Below are 17,410 nucleotides of genomic sequence, written 5' to 3'. Positions count from 1 at the left end.
CTTTCAAGTAGATATCACTACTTAAAGGCAGCCCTATTTTTATCCCAAAAGACCTCGTACATATTGAATCGTGGTATCTAAATTATCATCCGAGACCATCTCTAGCGAAATATCAACGCCTGGCTTGGCTTGATGAAGCTTGTCCAGAAAAGATTTTGTTTGGAAAATACCTTGCCCAGAGCGCACGGCTTCGAGCTTATCGCTTTGCACGTTAACATCCTTCAAATGAGCAAGAACGATCCGATCTCCGAAGGCAGCAAAAGCTTGATCAAGAAATGCCTCCTGCGATTCAATTGCTGTGACCGGGAGCAAGTTGACCGGATCAAAGACGACACCCAGATTGCTTGAGGGAACTTCTTCCAGAATCCGTGCCATTTTTGCGCTGCTGGACAGTGTATGTGTGGCAACAGGCTCCAAACCGATGAAAACACCCCAGCGTTCCGCTTCCTCTGCTAGTTCCTCGACGGTTTGTTTAAGTGTCGTCCAGCCAATGTCTTCATAACGCTCAGCATCGTGAGCGAGATAAGTCGTTAATTCAGCGGTTTCCGTTGCGACGATGGAAGTCCCGAAATCTCGGGCGAATCGCAGATGCTCTTTGAACCGATTGATCTCAAGACGCCGCTGCTGCGGGTCCGGATGAATCGGATTGATATAGCAGCCGAGCACGCCGATGCGTATGCCGGCACGGTGAAACTGCTCACCGATATGGTTCGCTAGTGCGGGACTAAGTTTGCCAATACTTGTGTCGATATCACGAATCGCTTTACTGAGCGCCAATTGCACGAAGTCTACGCCTCGTCCGCTAAGCTTCTCCGTTAGTTGCTTCAGTGGCAGCTGTCCGACTGTATGAGCTAACGTGCCAATCCCCATTATCTCGCCATCCATCCGCCGTCCACGCACAGCACGTGACCGTTCATATAGTCAGAAGCCGTGGAGGATAGGAAGACAACCGGACCTTTGAGATCCTCCGGAGATCCCCAACGACCTGCCGGAATACGATCAGTGATCGATTGTGTGCGTTTCTCGTCTTTCAGAATTGGCGCTGTGTTGTTCGTTGTCATATAACCAGGGGCAATCGCGTTGATCTGAATGCCTTTTCCAGCCCATTCGTTGGCTAGCGCTTTCGTCACGCCGGCAATCGCATGTTTGCTGGCTGTATAGCCAGGCACGTTAATACCGCCTTGATAAGTGAGCATGGAGGCAATGTTGATGATTTTGCCGCTGCCGCGTTCAATCATATGGCGTCCAATCAATTGGCACAAGAAAAAGGCGGAGTTCAAGTTTAAGTCTATGACATCATGCCAATCTTGACGGCCATGATCGACAGCTGGCGTACGGCGGATGATGCCCGCATTATTCACGAGAATATCGATGCTGCCATAGAGACCGACTGCTTTATTCACAACATCCTCCAAGATGTCTTCGTTGCTAAGATCTGCCGCAATTAGTTCGGCTTTGCCGCCCAACGCGCGGATAGCTTCTACGGTTTGTACGCTTTCGGAAGAGGAAACGGCAATCACATTCGCGCCCGCTTCAGCAAGTCCGATGGCCATTGCTTGACCAAGACCGCCGGAAGCGCCGGTTACGAAAGCTGTTTTGCCTGCTAAATTAAAAAGTGTCATGAACAATGCTCCTTATCACTAGTGAGTTACAATCGGAACGCCTGCTTCTGTAAACTGTTGGGCTGTTTCGGCGGGGAGCGAACGATCCGTTAGGATCATGGCTACCTCAGATAGCGCCGCAAAAGTTCGCAATGCGCATTGACCGAATTTGTAATGATCGACAACGCCATATACGACAGCACTGGACTTAATCAAGGCACGCTTATAATCGACAAGATCACTTGTATAGATCGTAAAGCCATGCTGCAAATGAACGCCAGTGGCAGAAATAAATGATTTCTGAATGTTGAGCTTGCTTACATACTCTGATGCTTCAGGACCTGCAAGCATGTTGCGAAGCCGGTAGCCTCCCGGCACCACCAAACGAATCTCATCTTTGTGGACAAGCTCTGAGATGATATAGAGATCATTGGTGACAACAGTAAGCGGCTGATTATCCAGCCGCCTAGCAATTTCTAATGTTGTGCCGCCGCCGTCGAGGGCAATTATGTCTCTGGGCTGAATATATCGCAGAGCGAGTGTGGCAATCTCCGATTTCTGATCGGCATGCTTGATATTCGGCTCTTTGGCCGAAAGGATGCCCAGCTGATCGCTCTGGGCTAGCATCGCGCCGCCGTGAATACGGAGAAGCAGGCCTTTTTCCTCAAGTTTGGCGAGATCCTCGCGAATCGTTTTGCCTGTCACATCGAGTCGCTCGCTAAGCTCGTTAACGGTGACTTCTTTCTGTGACAGCAGGATTTCCATAATAGTTTCATACCTGCGTAAAGGGTTCATTGGTTGTCTATTTAAGGTCTTTCATCGCGACTGGGTCCATATCGTCGAAAATTTGATTTTCGCCGGCCATACCCCAAATGAATGTGTAGTTATTCGTGCCTACACCGCTATGAATGGACCAGCTTGGGGAGATTACCGCTTGCTCATTGCGCATAACAACGTGGCGCGTTTGTTGCGGCTCGCCCATCATATGGAAAACAACCGCATCTTCCGGCATATCGAAGTAGAAGTACACTTCGGAACGGCGGTTATGCGTATGGGAAGGCATCGTGTTCCACATATTGCCCGGTTTCAAAAGCGTCATGCCCATAACGAGCTGACAGCTTTGTGCGCCGCCTGTGTGGATATATTTATAAATCGTGCGCTCATTGGATGTATTGATATTGCCTAAGTGAGCTGGTGTAGCTTCACTGATGGAGATTTTCACTGTCGGATACGTTTGGTGCGCTGGTGTAGAGTTGAAGTAGAATTTGGCTGGATCAGCCGCATTGTCACTTGCAAATGTGATCTCTTTGGAGCCAAGACCGATATAGATGCCATCCTTGGATGCCATGTTGTATACGGTGCCGTCAACTGTAATTGTACCAGGACCGCCGACATTGATGATGCCGATCTCGCGGCGCTCCAGGAAGTACTCAGCAGCCATTTCTTTCTTGTCAGCTTGCAGTTGAAGCGAACCTGTAATCGGAAGAACACCACCGATAATGAAACGGTCTACGTGGGAGTATACGAGTGTAATCTCATTAGCTGTGAACAGCGAATTAATTTGAAACTCAGCTTGAAGGCGTTTCGTATCAAATTGTTTGACTTCATTAGGGTGGGATGCATAGCGAATATCCATAGGTTAATCTCTCCTTGGGTTGGTTTATTTATGTTGATATACGTTCATATAGGTTTAATTTACTTCAATCATCCGGATTAAGCAAGGATTTTCCGTTTGTTGTTTCAAATCTTGCCTATTCGGTGAATAAAGGGGACAGAAGATGTAAACAACAACCTTACAGGAGGTTATTCTATGGATAAAAGTCATTATTTTGATCGTGTATGCAACGATACGATTCCAACTCAACCAGATGAAGAGGATACGACATCCACGGATATGGTGAGTGACGCTGTCGAGGAAATCATGGATAATGTAAAAAAAGCGTTCTCGACCGACGATTCTGAAGATCGTGATTAGAACGTGAATCGGAATATGGACCGTCAGGGGTGACATGAAACCTTCTGACGGTTTTTTATTTGCGTCCTCTCCAAATAATGGTTGAATAAATATACTGATAAATGTATAATTATGCAATGTTGTTTATAAATAAGCATTCGGAAAGGTGATGTCAGCGTGGAAAATGTCAAAGAACGCACAGAGGAACTTCTGCATGAAGCGAACTCATCTATTTTATTTGTAGCCAATCGGCCTCAGATCGTGATGGAGCATGGCGAAGGAATGTATGTCTGGGATACGGAGGGGAAGAAGTATTTGGATTTTATCGGCGGCTGGGCGGTCACTGCTTTAGGGCATTCTCCCAAAGTCATTGCAGATGCCTTAGTGCAGCAAGCGGGCAAGCTGATTAATGTGAGTCCGGCTTTCTATAATAAGCCGATGATTGAGTTCGCCCAGTTGCTTACAGGGCTGAGCGGGTTAGAGCGTGTATTTTTTGGCAGCACGGGGGCTGAGGCCAATGAAAGTGCCATTAAGCTGGCTCGCAAATATGGATCCGTCTGTAAAGGCGGAGCGTATGAGGTGATTACAGCGAACCGCAGCTTCCATGGCAGAACGCTGGCCATGATGGCGGCTACCGGCAAACCCCAGTGGGAGCAAAAGTTTACTCCGCAGATGCCTGGCTTCGTCAAGGTGCCATTTAATGATATCGAAGCGGTTCGTTCAGCAATAACACCTAAGACATGTGCGGTTATGCTGGAACTTATCCAGGGAGAAGGCGGCGTTCATGAGGTCAGTCTGGACTATGTGAAGGAACTGCGCAGTCTCTGTGACGAGCAAGGTGTGCTGCTGATTTTCGATGAGATCCAAACTGGACTTGGTCGAACAGGCCGTATGTTCGCTTTCGAGCATTACGGTGTAACCCCGGATGTGCTAACTTTGGCCAAAGGTATTGGCGGCGGATTCCCGCTTTCAGCGATGCTGGCCAAAGAAGCATTTAATTTGTTCGAACCGGGAGATCAAGGCGGCACTTATACAGGGCAGCCGCTAGGGATGGCTGTAGGGCTGGCCGTTGTGGGCGAGTTGATCGAGCGTAAATTGCCAGCGCAAGCGGCCAAACAAGGTGCCTATTTGCAAACTAAGCTCCGTGAAGTTCAGGCCAAGTATGGCCTAAGCGGTATTCGCGGCAAAGGCTTGCTGCTTGCTTTTGATCTTCCTGAGCCTCGTGGTGAGGAATTGGTAGCAGCCTGTCTAGAGGCTGGATTATTAATTAATTCCTCAAGCCCGCAGACGATTCGCTTAATGCCAGCTCTTGTCGTTACCGATGAGGAGATTGATCGGATGATGAGTATTTTATGCGCTGTGATGGACCAGCTCATCTTGAAATGACAGTAAGAAAATCCCTTCCGCTGGAAGGGATTTTTCTTTTTACCTAGAGGCAGTTACAATGGCTGTACTAAGTTGTGCAATGTGAACGCGATTGCAGGTGAAAGGAGCTCCTTATGACCGATAACGGAAAGCTATTCCCAGCGCTGGAGTCAGCGCCACCGAGCCATCCGCAAGTGATGGCGTACTATTTTAAACAATGGCTTGGCTTCGATATGCCTTTTCATCGTCATGATGCGGTTGAAATTATGTACACGATTCAAGGTTTCTGTGTCGTAGAAATTCAGACTAATGCCTCGCAGGTGGACAGTGTGAGTCTCAAAAAGGGCGAATTTATTATCATTAACGCGAATGTTCCGCATCGTTTGATCGTAGAGGAGGAGAATCCGTGCCGGATGCTCAATGTAGAGTTCCGCTTCATGGAGCAGAAGGGCGTATTTCCTTCTATTCAGCAATTGGCGTCGGAAGAGAGCTTATTGGCCGCTATTTTGGGCGTGGCTTCGCCCTATTTGGTGCTTCGTGACCCGGATGAAGTGTACCATATCATGAAAAGTTTGGTGCTCGAATTGGACAAATCGCCTGCGAAGAGTGACACGATGGTGCAATTGCTGATTGCACAGTTGTTGATTCGGATTGCGAGACTTTGGCGTGAAGCGACGTCCGGCGGTTTGGCGCAGAGTGAATGGTATGTGAAGCAAAGCCTGGATTATTTGCATCAAAATTATGACCGCGACATCCAGGTTAAGGATATTGCGGGCGCCGTTAATTTGCATCCAGGCTATTTGCAGCGCATTTTCAAATCGGTCACAGGGCAAACCTTGATGGCTTATTTAACAGGGATTCGGATGGAAAAAGCCAAGATGCTGCTGCTGGAAACCGATGTGCCAATCGCTGAAATCAGTGATTATATCGGGGTTGGCAGCCGGCAGTATTTCCATATGCTGTTCAAAGACTACACGAACAGTACACCGACAGAATTTCGTAAATCGATGAATACTCATCAAATGAACTATCCGAAAGAAAGTTAGAATTTTTGACAACTTTTAGCTGAGGAAGTTAGGAATTTGATAACGTTTTCTCTTGTCTGCTTGCTATAATATGACTTGTAGAGTAAACGACAGAGAGGACGATTCAGATGTCATTTAAAGTAACTTTTATCGGTGCAGGCAGTATTGGTTTTACACGGGGACTATTGCGGGATTTGCTCGCAGTGCCAGAATTTCACGATGTACAAGTTGCTTTTACAGACATTAATCAACATAATTTAGATATGGTGACCGAGCTTTGCCAAAGGGATATCCGCGAGAATGGTTTGGCTATTGAGATTCAAGCAACGACGGACCGCAGAGCAGCTTTGCAGGATGCGAAGTACGTATTATGTACAATTCGTGTTGGAGGTTTGGAAGCCTTCGCGACGGATGTCGATATCCCGCTGAAATATGGCGTCGACCAATGTGTAGGTGATACGCTGTGTGCCGGCGGAATTATGTACGGGCAGCGCGGCATTTCGGAAATGCTTCGCATTTGCCAGGATATCCGCGAGGTGGCTTCGCCTGATGTTCTGCTGTTGAATTATGCGAATCCGATGGCCATGCTCACTTGGGCTTGCAACAAATACGGTCAAGTGCGGACCATTGGCCTATGCCATGGCGTCCAGCATGGACATAAACAGATTGCCGATGTATTCGGCTTGTCCAAAAATGAAGTAGACATCATATGCGCCGGGATCAATCACCAAACGTGGTATATCCAAGCTAGCCATAATGGCAAGGATTTGACGGGCGATCTGCTGGAAGCTTTCGAGCAGCATCCGGAATTTGCCCGTACCGAAAAAGTGCGTATCGATATGCTGCGTAGATTTGGCTACTACAGTACGGAATCGAATGGTCATTTGAGTGAATATGTGCCTTGGTACCGCAAGCGGGCGAGTGAAATCCCGGATTGGATTGATATGGGCAGCTGGATTAACGGAGAAACAGGCGGCTATTTGCGCGTTTGTACAGAGGGACGCAACTGGTTTGAGACCGATTTCCCGAATTGGATGAAAGATCCGGCTTATGTTTATGCGGCGGAGAAACGTAGTGAAGAACACGGCTCCTATATCATTGAGGGACTGGAAACCGGCCGTGTGTATCGCGGACATTTCAACTTGGTCAATCGCGGAGTCATTGCCAATTTGCCGGATGACGCGATTATTGAAGCGCCTGGATATGTGGATCGGAACGGCATCTCGATGCCGCATGTAGGCGAGCTGCCGCTTGGACCAGCTGCTGTCTGCAATGTCAGCATTTCTGTTCAGCGCCTGGCCGTTGAAGCGGCTGTGCATGGCGATGACAAGCTGCTGCGTCAAGCTTTTATGATGGACCCGCTCGTAGGCGCCGTATGCAATCCCAAAGAAATTTGGCAGATGGTGGATGAAATGCTGGTTGCGCAGGAAGCATGGCTGCCGCAATACGGCTCTGCAATTGCCGAAGCCAAAGCGCGCCTTGCCGCTGGAAATTTAGTGCCGACGCGCAGTTATGAAGGCGCCGCCCGCGTTAAAGTGAAAACCGTGGAAGAAATGCAGCAGGATCGTAACGCTGCGAACAAAAATGCTGGTGAAGCGGATAAGGGCAAGGATCGGGCGACAGTTAATTCGTAATCTAGATGTTCGTTTAGATCCAAGTATGTTCATTTAGGTTCTTTTGAGGTATACTAGCTGGGTGAGTGAAGGACCGCTTGCGGTCCTTTTTTGAAATATAAGAGTTTATATGTTTTGGAGTGAGCGCGGAGTTACTCCAGCCGCCTTGTGCCAACAGAGGGAACTACAGTCCGCTATTCTAGCCAAAAGTATCCATATCGCGGGGGTGAGGGAACTCCAGTCCGCTATTTTGCTGTTTCAAGGCAAATTCAGCGTTTTTCGTGGAAATAAGACCCTGTAGTTCCGCTAATACCCTAGCATCCCTGCTATTTGCCTATATAGCGTCCTCTAGTTCCCTTAACAGGGTTTGTCGCTACTAAGAGGCTGATCTCTCAGGGCCGCGAAGCCGTTTTTCTTTGGTTGGAATAAAGAGGTTGCTACAACGAAAGGGGAAAGTTAGATGTCTAATATTGGCGTATGGGAAGCAGCTGAGCCCGGCGTAACACGCTGCATTCTGAAAGCGGAAGTTGGTTTAATGATGATGGAAGTTCACTTCGAGCCCGGTGCCATCGGATACCAACACAGCCATGTCCATGAGCAAATGTCCTATTGTTTAAAAGGTAAAATAGAGTTTACCATAGATGGTGAAGTTACTGTCATTACGCAAGGTCAGACCGCGTACATCCCGAGTGGAGCGAAGCACGGCGTTACTGCCTTGGAAGAGTCCGCTTTACTAGACGTATTTACTCCGATTCGTGAAGATTTGGTGAAACGCTAATCAGCTATGCGGAGATAAGCTCTTGGTGCTTTTGCAGAGGGTGTATTCGCTATCGAACAGCAATTTGTAAAAAGAACCTAGCCTGTTGGCTGGGTTCTTATTTTTGGGGCAAGAGTTACAACAGTTGATAGCCCATATACAGCGCTACGGCCCAGATCAAGCAAGCCGATATTTTATTTAGTCTGGCGAGGAAGAGTCCGCTGGAATCCCGTTTCCCTACAACGCGCCCCGCAAAAGCCAAGCCGCAAAACCATAGCCAAGAAACCAGAATGACGCTGAGTGTGAACAGCCATTTGTCGCTGCCGGTATAATGCAAAGAGTTCGTCCCTATGACACCAATCGTGTCCATAATGGCATGCGGATTCAGCAACGAAACGGAGGCGGCGAAGACGATTTGTTTGCCTGGCGTGCTGACTTGCTGAGCTGATGAGGCACCAGATTTGCTTTTCCACAGCACCCACCCCATATACAACAGGAAGATGAACCCACAGCCGTAAAGTATGACTTGCAGCCAAGAAAAACTTAGCACTATGAACGACATGCCCAGAACCGCGGCTAAAATGAGGCCTGTATCGCAAATCGACGCTGTGAGAATAGCTGGCAATGCCCGCATGTAAGTGCGCTGACTGGCCCCTTGATTGAAAATAAACACATTTTGTACGCCGACGGGTAAAATAAGCCCTAAGCCCAGCATTAATCCATGTAATACGGTGGTTAACAAGTGAAACGCTCCTTTACGTAAACCTTCAATACCTCCAGTATAAAGGAGTTCGCCTGTTTGTCTCCCTCCAAATGGATGGTGAATGACCCAACCAAATGATATAGTAAAGCAGGAAGGAGGGGGTTCAAATGGACTGGAAGCCTGACTTCTCGTCAGAAATCCCATTATATGTGCAGATTAAGGATAGTATTAAACTTAAAATATCACTTGGCGAATGGGCGGTAGGAACCAAAATTCCAGCGCAGCGGACATTGGCTGATCAGCTTGGAGTCAATCGCAGCACGGTAGTAACGGCACTGAGCGATTTGATAGATGAGGGGTTATTGGAAGGCAACACCAAGGGCGGGACCAGAGTCGTCAATAATGCTTGGAATTTGCTTGCTGCCTCGCCGCCACCGGACTGGAGCTCCTATGTGCAGGCAGGAACTTACTATCCGAATCAGCCGGCCATCCAGCAGATCAATCGGGCAGAATTCCAAGAGGGGATTATTCGTCTGGGCACCGGCGAGCTTTCCCCTGATTTGCTGCCATCCGCACAGATGAAAAAAATCTTTGAAGAAAGCTCGTTGAATCCCTTCGCTCTGGGTTATGAGGAGCCAAAGGGAAATCTGTATTTGAGGAAGCAAATCACCGCCTATTTGCAAGGAATCGGCATCCATACTTCGCCGTCCGCTATTTTGATCGTATCGGGAGCGCTGCAAGCGTTGCAGTTGATTTCGATCGGACTTTTGCAGCGAGGATCTTCCATTCTTCTGGAAAGTCCATCTTACTTGTACTCCATACACGTGTTTCAATCCAGCGCTATGAAGCTGATCGGGTTGCCTATGGATGAAGAGGGCGTGCGAACCGATCACATCAGCCGCTACAAAAAAGGCCACAACGCTTCGCTGCTCTATACGATCCCTTCTTTTCATAATCCTACAGGCACCTTAATGACAGAAGCTCGGCGTCAGGATTTGATGACTATTTGCGCAGATGAAGGGCTGCCTATTATTGAGGATGATGCGTACCGGGAGTTGTGGTTCGATAACCCGCCACCATTGCCGCTCAAGGCCAGGGATCCTAATGCATTGGTTCTCTATCTAGGTAGCTTGTCCAAGACATTGAGTCCAGGTTTGCGAATTGGCTGGGTGGTCGCCCCAGAGCCGGTAATCGAACGATTGGCCGATATCAAAATGCAAAATGATTACGGCTCAAGCTCCGTATCCCAGTGGGCTGCCGCAGAATGGCTGGGCAGGGGCCTCTATCAGGAGCACCTCGTATTTGTTCGGGAGCAGCTCCAAATGAGGCGTGATCATACGGTGCAGCTGCTGCAAACGCATTTCAAAGACATTGCCGAGTGGTCAGTCCCGGCAGGTGGTTTCTATATTTGGCTGCGCCTTACCTTGGACATTCCGATGCATATGTTGTTCGAGCGGGCTTGCAAAGAGGGGGTATTGCTGAATCCCGGTTCCATTTATAGCCGGCATACGGGCAACTATTTGCGGATTTCATATGCCTATGCGAAGCAAGAGGAGCTTGAAATAGGGTTAAAGCAGCTTGCTATATTAATCAAATTGCTGCACAGGGAGTGAGCGGGTCTCGTTATAGATGAATATTGACGGGACGCTGCGGCCGCTGTAAAGTAACATTATTGAATTTTTGATTAAAATTCGAAATGGGGAAATGGTGAGCAGATGACGAACAGTGGTAAATTCGCATGGACATGGACAATCAGAGAAGAAGATTTGGAAGAATACGTTCGCATGCATTTGGCCCCATGGCCGGAAATTATGGAGGAACACAGCAAAGCCGGAATCAGAGATTATTCCATCTTCCAGAATGGCGCGCAGTTTTTCTACTGCTTCCTGTGTGATGATATCGAGGCCGCATTCGCCTATTTAGCGGAGAGTGACGCTTGCAGTCGCTGGAATGCGATTACGTCCAAAATGGTTGTCGGTTCCTTCGACTTCCGTGAAGCTGTGCCGATTCAACCGATGGCCGAGGTTTTTTATTTGAAATAAGGTAAAGCCCAGGGAAGCGATTGCTTCCTTGGGCTTTTATGTTTTGGGAGTGTCTCCTGGCTGTGGGCCCCCTAGCTGTGGCCACCAGCCCCTGCCATAGCCTAGCCCTGACCACCGGCGTCCCCATTGTGGGTCTGACGCGTTGGAAATAAGGTAGCTGAACTTGCTTATTTGTTCGATTTGCTCCTTTTATGAAGGCATAAGCAAGCTGTGAATGCTTATTGGCTGTCTTTATCGCCAAAAGGTAAGGAAATGCAGCAGATAAGTACATCCAGCTCCCCGTGCGTGCAATTGTAGATGATCTAGTAGCTGGCCGCAGGCTGATTCTATAGCGATGGTGATAACAGGGCCAAAAGAGTGAAAAATAGCGTTAAAGTCAACGCTGAGCGAGAATGCACCACTGTAAGACTGAAAAACAGTCTTACAGCAAAGGAAAAGCCCCGCAAAGCAAAGTCAGCAGGGCCAAAAGAGTGAAAAACAGCGTTAAAGTCAACGCTGAGCGAGAATGCACCACTGTAAGACTGAAAAACAGTCTTACAGCAAAGAAAAAGCCCTGCAAAGCAAAGCCTGCAGGGCCATAAGAGTGAAAAACAGCGTTAAAGTCAACGCTGAGCCCGAATGCGCTACTGTAAGACTGAAAAACAGTCTTACAGCAAAGGAAAAGCCCTGCAAAGCAAAGCCAGCAGGGCCATAAGAGTGAAAAACAGCGTTAAAGTCAACGCTGAGCCTGAATGCACCACTGTAAGACTGAAAAACAGTCTTACAGCAAAGAAAAAGGCCTGCAAAGCAAAGCCAGCAGGGCCATAAGTGCAAACAGCAGCGTCTCCCCAACATGAAAGGCTGCGCTCATCATCCTAACTAGGCGTCGCTTATCATCCTAACTAGGCTGCGCTCAACATCCTAATCACGCTGCGCATCCTCCGTCAGTGGAAACGAGATTTCTACCTCTGTCCCTTTTCCAGGGACGCTCCGAAAGGCAAAATTCGCAGGGGCTCCGAAGTAGTGGCGGATTCGCTCCATGACATTTTTGACGCCGTAGCTGCTGCCCCCGATTTTGCTTCGGCTGATTCCCGCCATCATATCTTCGACTTGATTGGCGCTCATGCCGACTCCGTCATCCTTGATTAGCAACCGAACGGTATCATTCACCAATTCCCCTTGAATGGTGATGGTGCCTTCCCGCTGCGTGCGACCGAGGATGCCATGCAAAATGGCATTTTCAACTAATGGCTGCAGGGTGATTTTGGGGATGGACTGTTCAAGCAGGGCGTCTGGGACGTCGATGTGAAATCCAATTTTATTCTCAAAACGAATATTCTGAATTTGAACATAGAAAGAAACATGCTGCAGCTCTTCGCGCAGGGTAATGATATCCTTGCCGCTGCTCAAGCTGACTTTGTAGAAGCGAGCCAGAGCTTTCACGACTTTCTTGATATCGGAGTTCAACCCGCTGTCGGCCATCCAGTTGATGAGATCCAGGGTATTATACAGAAAGTGCGGGTTAATTTGCGATTGCAGCGCTTTGAGCTCGGCATTTTTCACTTCTTGTCCCAAGCGATAATGTTCTTTGTTCATCGTGCTAATCTGTTCGATCATGTAGTTATAAGTTTGGATTAGCTCGCCAATTTCATCTTTGCCTTGCGTTTGAGCCAGCGCGATGAGGTTCCCTTTCTGCACATCCCGCAAGCGGCTCGTCAGCTGGGTAATCCGCCGTGTAACGGAGAACGAGAACAAGTAGGCTAGCAGATAGGCGATTACGGTGACTATCAACAGGATGACTAGCAAATCATTGCGCAGCTGATGGCTTTGCTGAACGACTTCATCGAGCGGAATGACGGTGACCATCCCCCAATTGGATGGCAGCTGCCGGAACAAATAATAGTTGTTATTCGTTTGCCAAGTCGTAGAAACAGTATCGGCTGTAATCTCGGGCAAATCGACTTCACGGAAAGCGACCGGATCAGATGCAAGGACGATCTGATGGTTTTGATCCACGAGAAACGTGGTGCTGTTTCTGACCACATTCGCCTTGCGAAGCATAGTCCGAATCGTTTCGGCCTGCACATCGACGCGCAGCTGCCCGATGGGCAGCGAGTAATTATTCGGGTCGAGGATGCTGCGAACCACATAGAGCGAAGAATCGTCCTTGGAAGCATGCGCCTTTGCGCCCAATTCAGAAGGGGAGCACCACAAGTATTTGGCGTGGAGCTCTTTCAAACGATCGAAGCAGGGGCTCTCATTCGTTTCCCCCAAGGGCAGGAAATTCTCCGTCTCATTGGCGAAAATAAACGCGCTGGGCACGTAGAGAATGACGCGCGAGATGTCCAGACTGTCCTGCATGGAGCGAAGCAGCTTCTTGAGATTGCTGTAATCCTGCAGCTCGCGGTTGATATCCTGGGTCACATTATTATCCAGCAAAATGTCGGATATGGTGGAGTTGGACACCAGGATGTTCGTCGTTTCTGCAATGCGCTGCACGCGATAATTAAGGAATGAATACGTCTGATCGAAGCCTTGCTTGGCCGAGTATGTCACGTGGTTAATGATGATATCAGACATTTTCTCGGAAGCAATGAATTGATAGAAACCGAGCGGAAGCATAATCAGCAGCAAATAGCTGTACATGATTTTGTGGCGCAATTTCGTATTGTAGAGCCATTTGCGAAAGATTTGAATAAAGGAAAAGATCATAATTGGCAGCGCTCCCGGTATTCAGACGGCGTCATGCCTGTAGCTTTGCGGAAGTTTTTGGCGAAATGCTCCCCATCCTTAAAGCCCACTTGCGAAGCCACGTCAAGCACCTTCAAACGGTTGTTGCGCAGCAAATCCTTTGCTTTGTCCATCCGATATTCCGTGACGTATTGCTTAATCGTTTTACCCGTCGCTTCCTTGAAAATGGAGATGAGATGCGAAGCGGTCATCTGCATATGATCGCTGACATCCTGCACAGAGAGGTCGTCATCTGCGAAATGAAGATGAATAAACCGAATGATGCGCGAACTGGTAGAGGACAAGCCGCCGCTTGAGCGTTCCTTGAGCGTCTTCTCCAATTCCTCCAGTTTAAGTCTTGTAACCCGCTGGACATCGTCCAGATAATGACATTCCTGAATAAGCTTCCATGCGACGTTGTTTTCTTCGGAGGTATCAAAAAGCTTAATATTGCGGCTTTGAGCGAATTTATCCATTTCCAGAATGAAACGATAATAGAGCTCTTTGACGCTGACGATTAAAGTGCCTGGATGCTGGCGGATTTCGGCCGTCAACCGTTGGAGCAACTCGGCAACTTCCATGAAATTCTCCTCGGCCAGCGCTTCCGTGAATCGGTTGAAATGCTCAGGTTGATCTTGAAAATGCTGGGAGTGAGCATCGCTTCCCCGGTTATCCTGCAGCATTAAGGAGCATGGCTTATGAAAAAACGATTCTTGCAGCCTAAGAACAGCTCTGGTGTAGGATTCTTGAAGCTGCATGGCTGACGGTACAAGTTTGCCTGCTGCAATTGAAAAAAGCTCAAATTCTCCCTTCAAGGCGCTGGACAATTCATAACACATAGACTGCAAACTGCTGCTTTCGAGTTGGCTTTTCGGGTGTGAAAAGAAATGAACGATGACGTGATTTTCGTCTTTCCAAGCAAATAAGAAGGGCGTATCGTTGGAGGCTAACGCCGCGTCCAGCAGCAACTCGAATGTTTCTTTCTTGGGTTTGGGAGAAACCAGCTTCATGAGCGCTGTCGCTGCTGGTGCTTGCAAGGAGGCTGTGAAGTCAGCAGCCAAAAGACGTGTGCGCAGATCTTCTTCCTCATATCCGCCGCGAATCAGCATCAATGCTGTTTCTTGCTTCATGTAGCTTTTGTTTTCTTTGGCTACCGTGTCATTGGCAACATGGCGCTGCTCCTCCAGGCATATTGCGATTGCGCTGCGCAGAGCGTCCTCTAATTCCTCGATATCAATCGGTTTTTCTACGTAGCTAACCGCTTTCAAAGTAATCGCTGCTTTTAAGTATTCCTTATCCGCATATCCGCTCATAAAAACAATTTTGCATTGCGGATACTTGCGGCGGAGGTGAAAAGCAAGCTCAACCCCGTCCATTCGGGGCATCCTTATATCCGTAAGCACAATATCTGGTTTGAATTGTTCCGCGATCGCAACAGCCTCAAGTCCATCAACAGCTTCCTTCATTTCCGTGATTCCAAGCGAGTCCCAAGCGACCGACTTGAGCACGCCTTCTCTGGTGAATTTCTCATCTTCTGCAAATAGAAGTTTCATGTTAGGCAGCCCCCCTTAGATGTAGCTATAGATTATCGCATATTTGGCTCCAGCACCACTGGTTCATAGGCGATCTGCAAAACTTACAGGCAATCGATATTTTAGCGGGTTACTTCGATTCGCCGAGCCTGTTAATTTAGATATAGGAGAGAGACAACTAGAACCGGATGGGGGAATGGATAGAGATGAGAACAGGACTCCTGTATCGAATGAGATCCAAAAAAACGCTGCTGCTGATGATCGCGCCAGCAGTCCTGTACTTCTTGCTTTTCAGCTATGTGCCGATGGCAGGAATCGTACTGGCGTTCAAACAGTATCGGTATGATTTGGGAATTATGGGTTCGCCTTGGGTTGGACTGGATAATTTCAAATTCTTTTTTATGACAGGCGATGCCTTTAAGGTGACGCGGAACACCTTGCTGTATAATGCCGCTTTCATTCTAATTAACAATGTTTTACAGATTATTGTGGCCATCTTTATGGCGGAAATCGGCTCCAAGCTGTTCCGCAAAACGGCGCAAACCTTGATGTTCTTGCCGTATTTCTTATCCTGGGTTGTCGTAGGAGCGGTTGCCTATAACCTGTTTAATTTCGAACACGGGACCATTAATACGCTGCTGCGCACGCTCCATATGCCGGAGCTAGACATCTATACAACGCCGGAGTATTGGAAATACATACTTGTCTTTTTCTCGGCGTGGAAAGCAGTTGGCTACGGAGCGGTTTTCTATATGGCTTCCATATTAAGCATCGATCGCGAGACTTACGAAGCAGCGGAAATCGACGGCGCGAATGTGTTCCAGCGTATTCTCTACATTACGCTGCCCTCCCTGAGACCGACGATTACGATTCTTGTTTTGCTGGCTATTGGCGGAATCTTCCGCGGCGATTTCGGACTCTTTTACCAACTAGTAGGCAACAATGGTCTGCTTTACCAGACAACAGATGTCATCGACACGTATGTGTATCGTTCCTTACTGGTAAACAATGAAATCGGCATGTCGTCTGCCATCGGATTCTATCAATCGATTCTGTGCTTTATAACTATCATGGCCACGAATTTCCTTGTGCGTAAATCAGATAAAGATAATGCCTTATTCTAAACATACAGCCATTTGCGGGGTGAACCTATGAGTACGACTAGCGTAAAAAAAAGTCATATCGACCAGAGAATGCTGGACATTATTGGCTATGTGTTTATCACAGTGATTTGTTTGGCATGCTTGATTCCGTTCATCTTGATTATCAGCGGATCATTGACGAGTGAATCTTCCATCACAAGTGATGGATTTCGGCTATGGCCTAAGGAGTTTTCTTTAGGCGCCTATACATTCGCTCTGAAACATCCGGAGCAATTCGTGAGTTCTTATCTGCTGACCATTGCTTTGACGGTGACAGGCACCATAGTTGGACTATTCATATCCGCGATGGCAGCCTACGTGCTGCAGCGACAGGATTTTGAATGGCGCAGCGGTTTCTCTTTCTTCTTCTACTTTACGACCTTGTTTAACGGGGGACTTGTTCCCTGGTACATCTTAATGGTTAACTATTTACACATGAAGAACACCTTCTGGGCACTGCTGATGCCGCCGCTGTTGAACGTGTTCTACATCATTATTCTGCGTACGTTTCTGCGGAGCATCCCGGATGCGATTACCGAGTCTGCCAAAATCGATGGAGCAGGGGATTTCACGATTTTCATCCGACTGATTCTGCCTTTGGCGAAGCCGGGGCTTGCGACAATTGGGCTGTTCACAGCGCTTAATTATTGGAACGATTGGTTCAACTCCTTGCTGTTTGTGCAGAATGAGAAATTGTACACACTGCAATATTTATTGTATAAAATGCTGGGCAATCTCGAGGGCATTCGCAAAGTGATGGCAATTACCGGGATGCAGGTGACCGATTTGCCAGGAGAAAGCTTGAAGATGGCTCTCGCCATTCTGGTAACAGGTCCGATTATTTTCCTGTATCCGTTCGTTCAGCGTTATTTTGTGCAAGGATTAACGGTTGGAGCTGTCAAAGGATAACCCCGGGAATTCCAATTCCCGGTTATCATAAATTATCTATTATTCATAAGGGGAGAAC

16 protein-coding genes are annotated in these 17,410 nt (G+C 48.0%); 9 read left to right on the top strand and 7 right to left on the bottom strand.

Annotated features, from left to right (window positions below; all coding sequences use genetic code 11):
- Window positions 1-39 precede the first annotated feature (39 nt).
- Genes IEY34_RS01685 through kduI form a run of 4 tightly spaced genes read right to left on the bottom strand, consistent with a single transcriptional unit; the run spans window position 40 to window position 3,237 of the window.
- On the bottom strand, window positions 40-885 hold the full coding sequence (locus IEY34_RS01685; protein ID WP_229757410.1) for a sugar phosphate isomerase/epimerase family protein: 846 nt from the start codon (window positions 883-885) through the stop codon (window positions 40-42).
- Window positions 870-1,622, bottom strand: coding sequence for a 2-dehydro-3-deoxy-D-gluconate 5-dehydrogenase KduD (kduD, locus tag IEY34_RS01680; RefSeq protein ID WP_189006648.1), 753 nt, complete (start codon window positions 1,620-1,622; stop codon window positions 870-872). Before kduD ends, IEY34_RS01685 begins: the two co-directional genes overlap by 16 nt.
- Window positions 1,623-1,640: 18 nt before the next feature.
- On the bottom strand, window positions 1,641-2,396 hold the full coding sequence (locus tag IEY34_RS01675) for a DeoR/GlpR family DNA-binding transcription regulator (RefSeq protein ID WP_189006645.1): 756 nt from the start codon (window positions 2,394-2,396) through the stop codon (window positions 1,641-1,643).
- Between the two features lie 7 nt (window positions 2,397-2,403).
- Complete coding sequence (kduI, locus tag IEY34_RS01670) at window positions 2,404-3,237, bottom strand: 5-dehydro-4-deoxy-D-glucuronate isomerase (RefSeq protein ID WP_189006642.1); 834 nt, start codon at window positions 3,235-3,237, stop codon at window positions 2,404-2,406.
- A 174-nt stretch (window positions 3,238-3,411) separates the two neighbouring features.
- On the opposite strand from kduI, the gene IEY34_RS01665 reads away from it, so the two are divergent.
- The 5 genes from IEY34_RS01665 to IEY34_RS01645 all read left to right on the top strand — a co-directional run bounded on the left by IEY34_RS01665 (window position 3,412) and on the right by IEY34_RS01645 (window position 8,336).
- Window positions 3,412-3,576, top strand: a complete 165-nt coding sequence (locus IEY34_RS01665; protein ID WP_189006639.1) for a hypothetical protein — start codon at window positions 3,412-3,414, stop codon at window positions 3,574-3,576.
- A 156-nt stretch (window positions 3,577-3,732) separates the two neighbouring features.
- A complete protein-coding gene (locus IEY34_RS01660; RefSeq protein WP_189006637.1) occupies window positions 3,733-4,941 on the top strand; it encodes an aspartate aminotransferase family protein in 1,209 nt (402 codons plus the stop codon).
- 113 nt (window positions 4,942-5,054) lie between these two features.
- Entirely contained in the window at window positions 5,055-5,966 is a 912-nt protein-coding gene (locus IEY34_RS01655; protein WP_189006635.1) for an AraC family transcriptional regulator, read from the top strand.
- Window positions 5,967-6,073: 107 nt separating this feature from the next.
- Window positions 6,074-7,579, top strand: a complete 1,506-nt coding sequence (locus IEY34_RS01650) for an alpha-glucosidase/alpha-galactosidase (protein WP_189006633.1) — start codon at window positions 6,074-6,076, stop codon at window positions 7,577-7,579.
- Window positions 7,580-8,018: 439 nt separating this feature from the next.
- Window positions 8,019-8,336, top strand: a complete 318-nt coding sequence (locus tag IEY34_RS01645) for a cupin domain-containing protein (RefSeq protein WP_189006632.1) — start codon at window positions 8,019-8,021, stop codon at window positions 8,334-8,336.
- A gap of 115 nt (window positions 8,337-8,451) precedes the next feature.
- Here IEY34_RS01645 and IEY34_RS01640 read toward each other — a convergent pair whose 3' ends face one another.
- Window positions 8,452-9,057 carry a LysE/ArgO family amino acid transporter gene (locus IEY34_RS01640; RefSeq protein ID WP_189006631.1) on the bottom strand — a complete coding sequence of 202 codons (606 nt, stop codon included), beginning with the start codon at window positions 9,055-9,057 and terminating at the stop codon, window positions 8,452-8,454.
- A 128-nt stretch (window positions 9,058-9,185) separates the two neighbouring features.
- Between IEY34_RS01640 and IEY34_RS01635 the strand changes: the two genes are divergently transcribed.
- Window positions 9,186-10,631, top strand: coding sequence for an aminotransferase-like domain-containing protein (locus IEY34_RS01635; RefSeq protein WP_189006628.1), 1,446 nt, complete (start codon window positions 9,186-9,188; stop codon window positions 10,629-10,631).
- Between the two features lie 102 nt (window positions 10,632-10,733).
- The gene (locus IEY34_RS01630; protein ID WP_189006626.1) at window positions 10,734-11,060 is read left to right on the top strand and encodes an L-rhamnose mutarotase; all 327 of its coding nucleotides are present in this window, start codon (window positions 10,734-10,736) and stop codon (window positions 11,058-11,060) included.
- Between the two features lie 900 nt (window positions 11,061-11,960).
- Here IEY34_RS01630 and IEY34_RS01625 read toward each other — a convergent pair.
- Window positions 11,961-13,751 (bottom strand): cache domain-containing sensor histidine kinase, encoded by a 1,791-nt coding sequence (locus IEY34_RS01625; RefSeq protein ID WP_189006624.1) that lies wholly within the window; start codon window positions 13,749-13,751, stop codon window positions 11,961-11,963.
- Entirely contained in the window at window positions 13,748-15,322 is a 1,575-nt protein-coding gene (locus IEY34_RS01620) for a response regulator (protein ID WP_189006620.1), read from the bottom strand. Before IEY34_RS01620 ends, IEY34_RS01625 begins: the two co-directional genes overlap by 4 nt.
- 185 nt (window positions 15,323-15,507) lie before the next feature.
- Here IEY34_RS01620 and IEY34_RS01615 point away from each other — a divergent pair, with 185 nt between their 5' ends.
- Together IEY34_RS01615 and IEY34_RS01610 are read left to right on the top strand one after the other, a co-directional pair.
- Window positions 15,508-16,425, top strand: coding sequence for an ABC transporter permease (locus tag IEY34_RS01615; protein ID WP_189006617.1), 918 nt, complete (start codon window positions 15,508-15,510; stop codon window positions 16,423-16,425).
- Window positions 16,426-16,452: 27 nt separating this feature from the next.
- On the top strand, window positions 16,453-17,352 hold the full coding sequence (locus IEY34_RS01610) for a carbohydrate ABC transporter permease (RefSeq protein ID WP_189006614.1): 900 nt from the start codon (window positions 16,453-16,455) through the stop codon (window positions 17,350-17,352).
- The last annotated feature ends 58 nt before the right edge of the window (window positions 17,353-17,410 follow it).

The sequence above is a fragment of the Paenibacillus marchantiophytorum genome (genome assembly GCF_014640555.1).
Taxonomy (GTDB): domain Bacteria; phylum Bacillota; class Bacilli; order Paenibacillales; family NBRC-103111; genus Paenibacillus_E; species Paenibacillus_E marchantiophytorum.
The sequence above is the reverse complement of the archived record's forward strand: the minus strand, read 5'-3'. Positions and strand labels throughout refer to the sequence as shown.

Excerpts from the sequence above, each read along its gene's own strand:
- IEY34_RS01685 (WP_229757410.1), bottom strand. The coding sequence starts at position 885 with ATGGATGGCGAGATAATGGGGATTGGCACGTTAGCTCATACAGTCGGA.
- IEY34_RS01620 (WP_189006620.1), bottom strand. The coding sequence starts at position 15,322 with ATGAAACTTCTATTTGCAGAAGATGAGAAATTCACCAGAGAAGGCGTG.
- IEY34_RS01625 (WP_189006624.1), bottom strand. The coding sequence starts at position 13,751 with ATGATCTTTTCCTTTATTCAAATCTTTCGCAAATGGCTCTACAATACG.
- IEY34_RS01610 (WP_189006614.1), top strand. The coding sequence starts at position 16,453 with ATGAGTACGACTAGCGTAAAAAAAAGTCATATCGACCAGAGAATGCTG.
- kduD (WP_189006648.1), bottom strand. The coding sequence starts at position 1,622 with ATGACACTTTTTAATTTAGCAGGCAAAACAGCTTTCGTAACCGGCGCT.
- IEY34_RS01655 (WP_189006635.1), top strand. The coding sequence starts at position 5,055 with ATGACCGATAACGGAAAGCTATTCCCAGCGCTGGAGTCAGCGCCACCG.
- IEY34_RS01645 (WP_189006632.1), top strand. The coding sequence starts at position 8,019 with ATGTCTAATATTGGCGTATGGGAAGCAGCTGAGCCCGGCGTAACACGC.
- IEY34_RS01630 (WP_189006626.1), top strand. The coding sequence starts at position 10,734 with ATGACGAACAGTGGTAAATTCGCATGGACATGGACAATCAGAGAAGAA.
- IEY34_RS01635 (WP_189006628.1), top strand. The coding sequence starts at position 9,186 with ATGGACTGGAAGCCTGACTTCTCGTCAGAAATCCCATTATATGTGCAG.
- IEY34_RS01650 (WP_189006633.1), top strand. The coding sequence starts at position 6,074 with ATGTCATTTAAAGTAACTTTTATCGGTGCAGGCAGTATTGGTTTTACA.
- kduI (WP_189006642.1), bottom strand. The coding sequence starts at position 3,237 with ATGGATATTCGCTATGCATCCCACCCTAATGAAGTCAAACAATTTGAT.
- IEY34_RS01665 (WP_189006639.1), top strand. The coding sequence starts at position 3,412 with ATGGATAAAAGTCATTATTTTGATCGTGTATGCAACGATACGATTCCA.
- IEY34_RS01675 (WP_189006645.1), bottom strand. The coding sequence starts at position 2,396 with ATGAACCCTTTACGCAGGTATGAAACTATTATGGAAATCCTGCTGTCA.
- IEY34_RS01615 (WP_189006617.1), top strand. The coding sequence starts at position 15,508 with ATGAGAACAGGACTCCTGTATCGAATGAGATCCAAAAAAACGCTGCTG.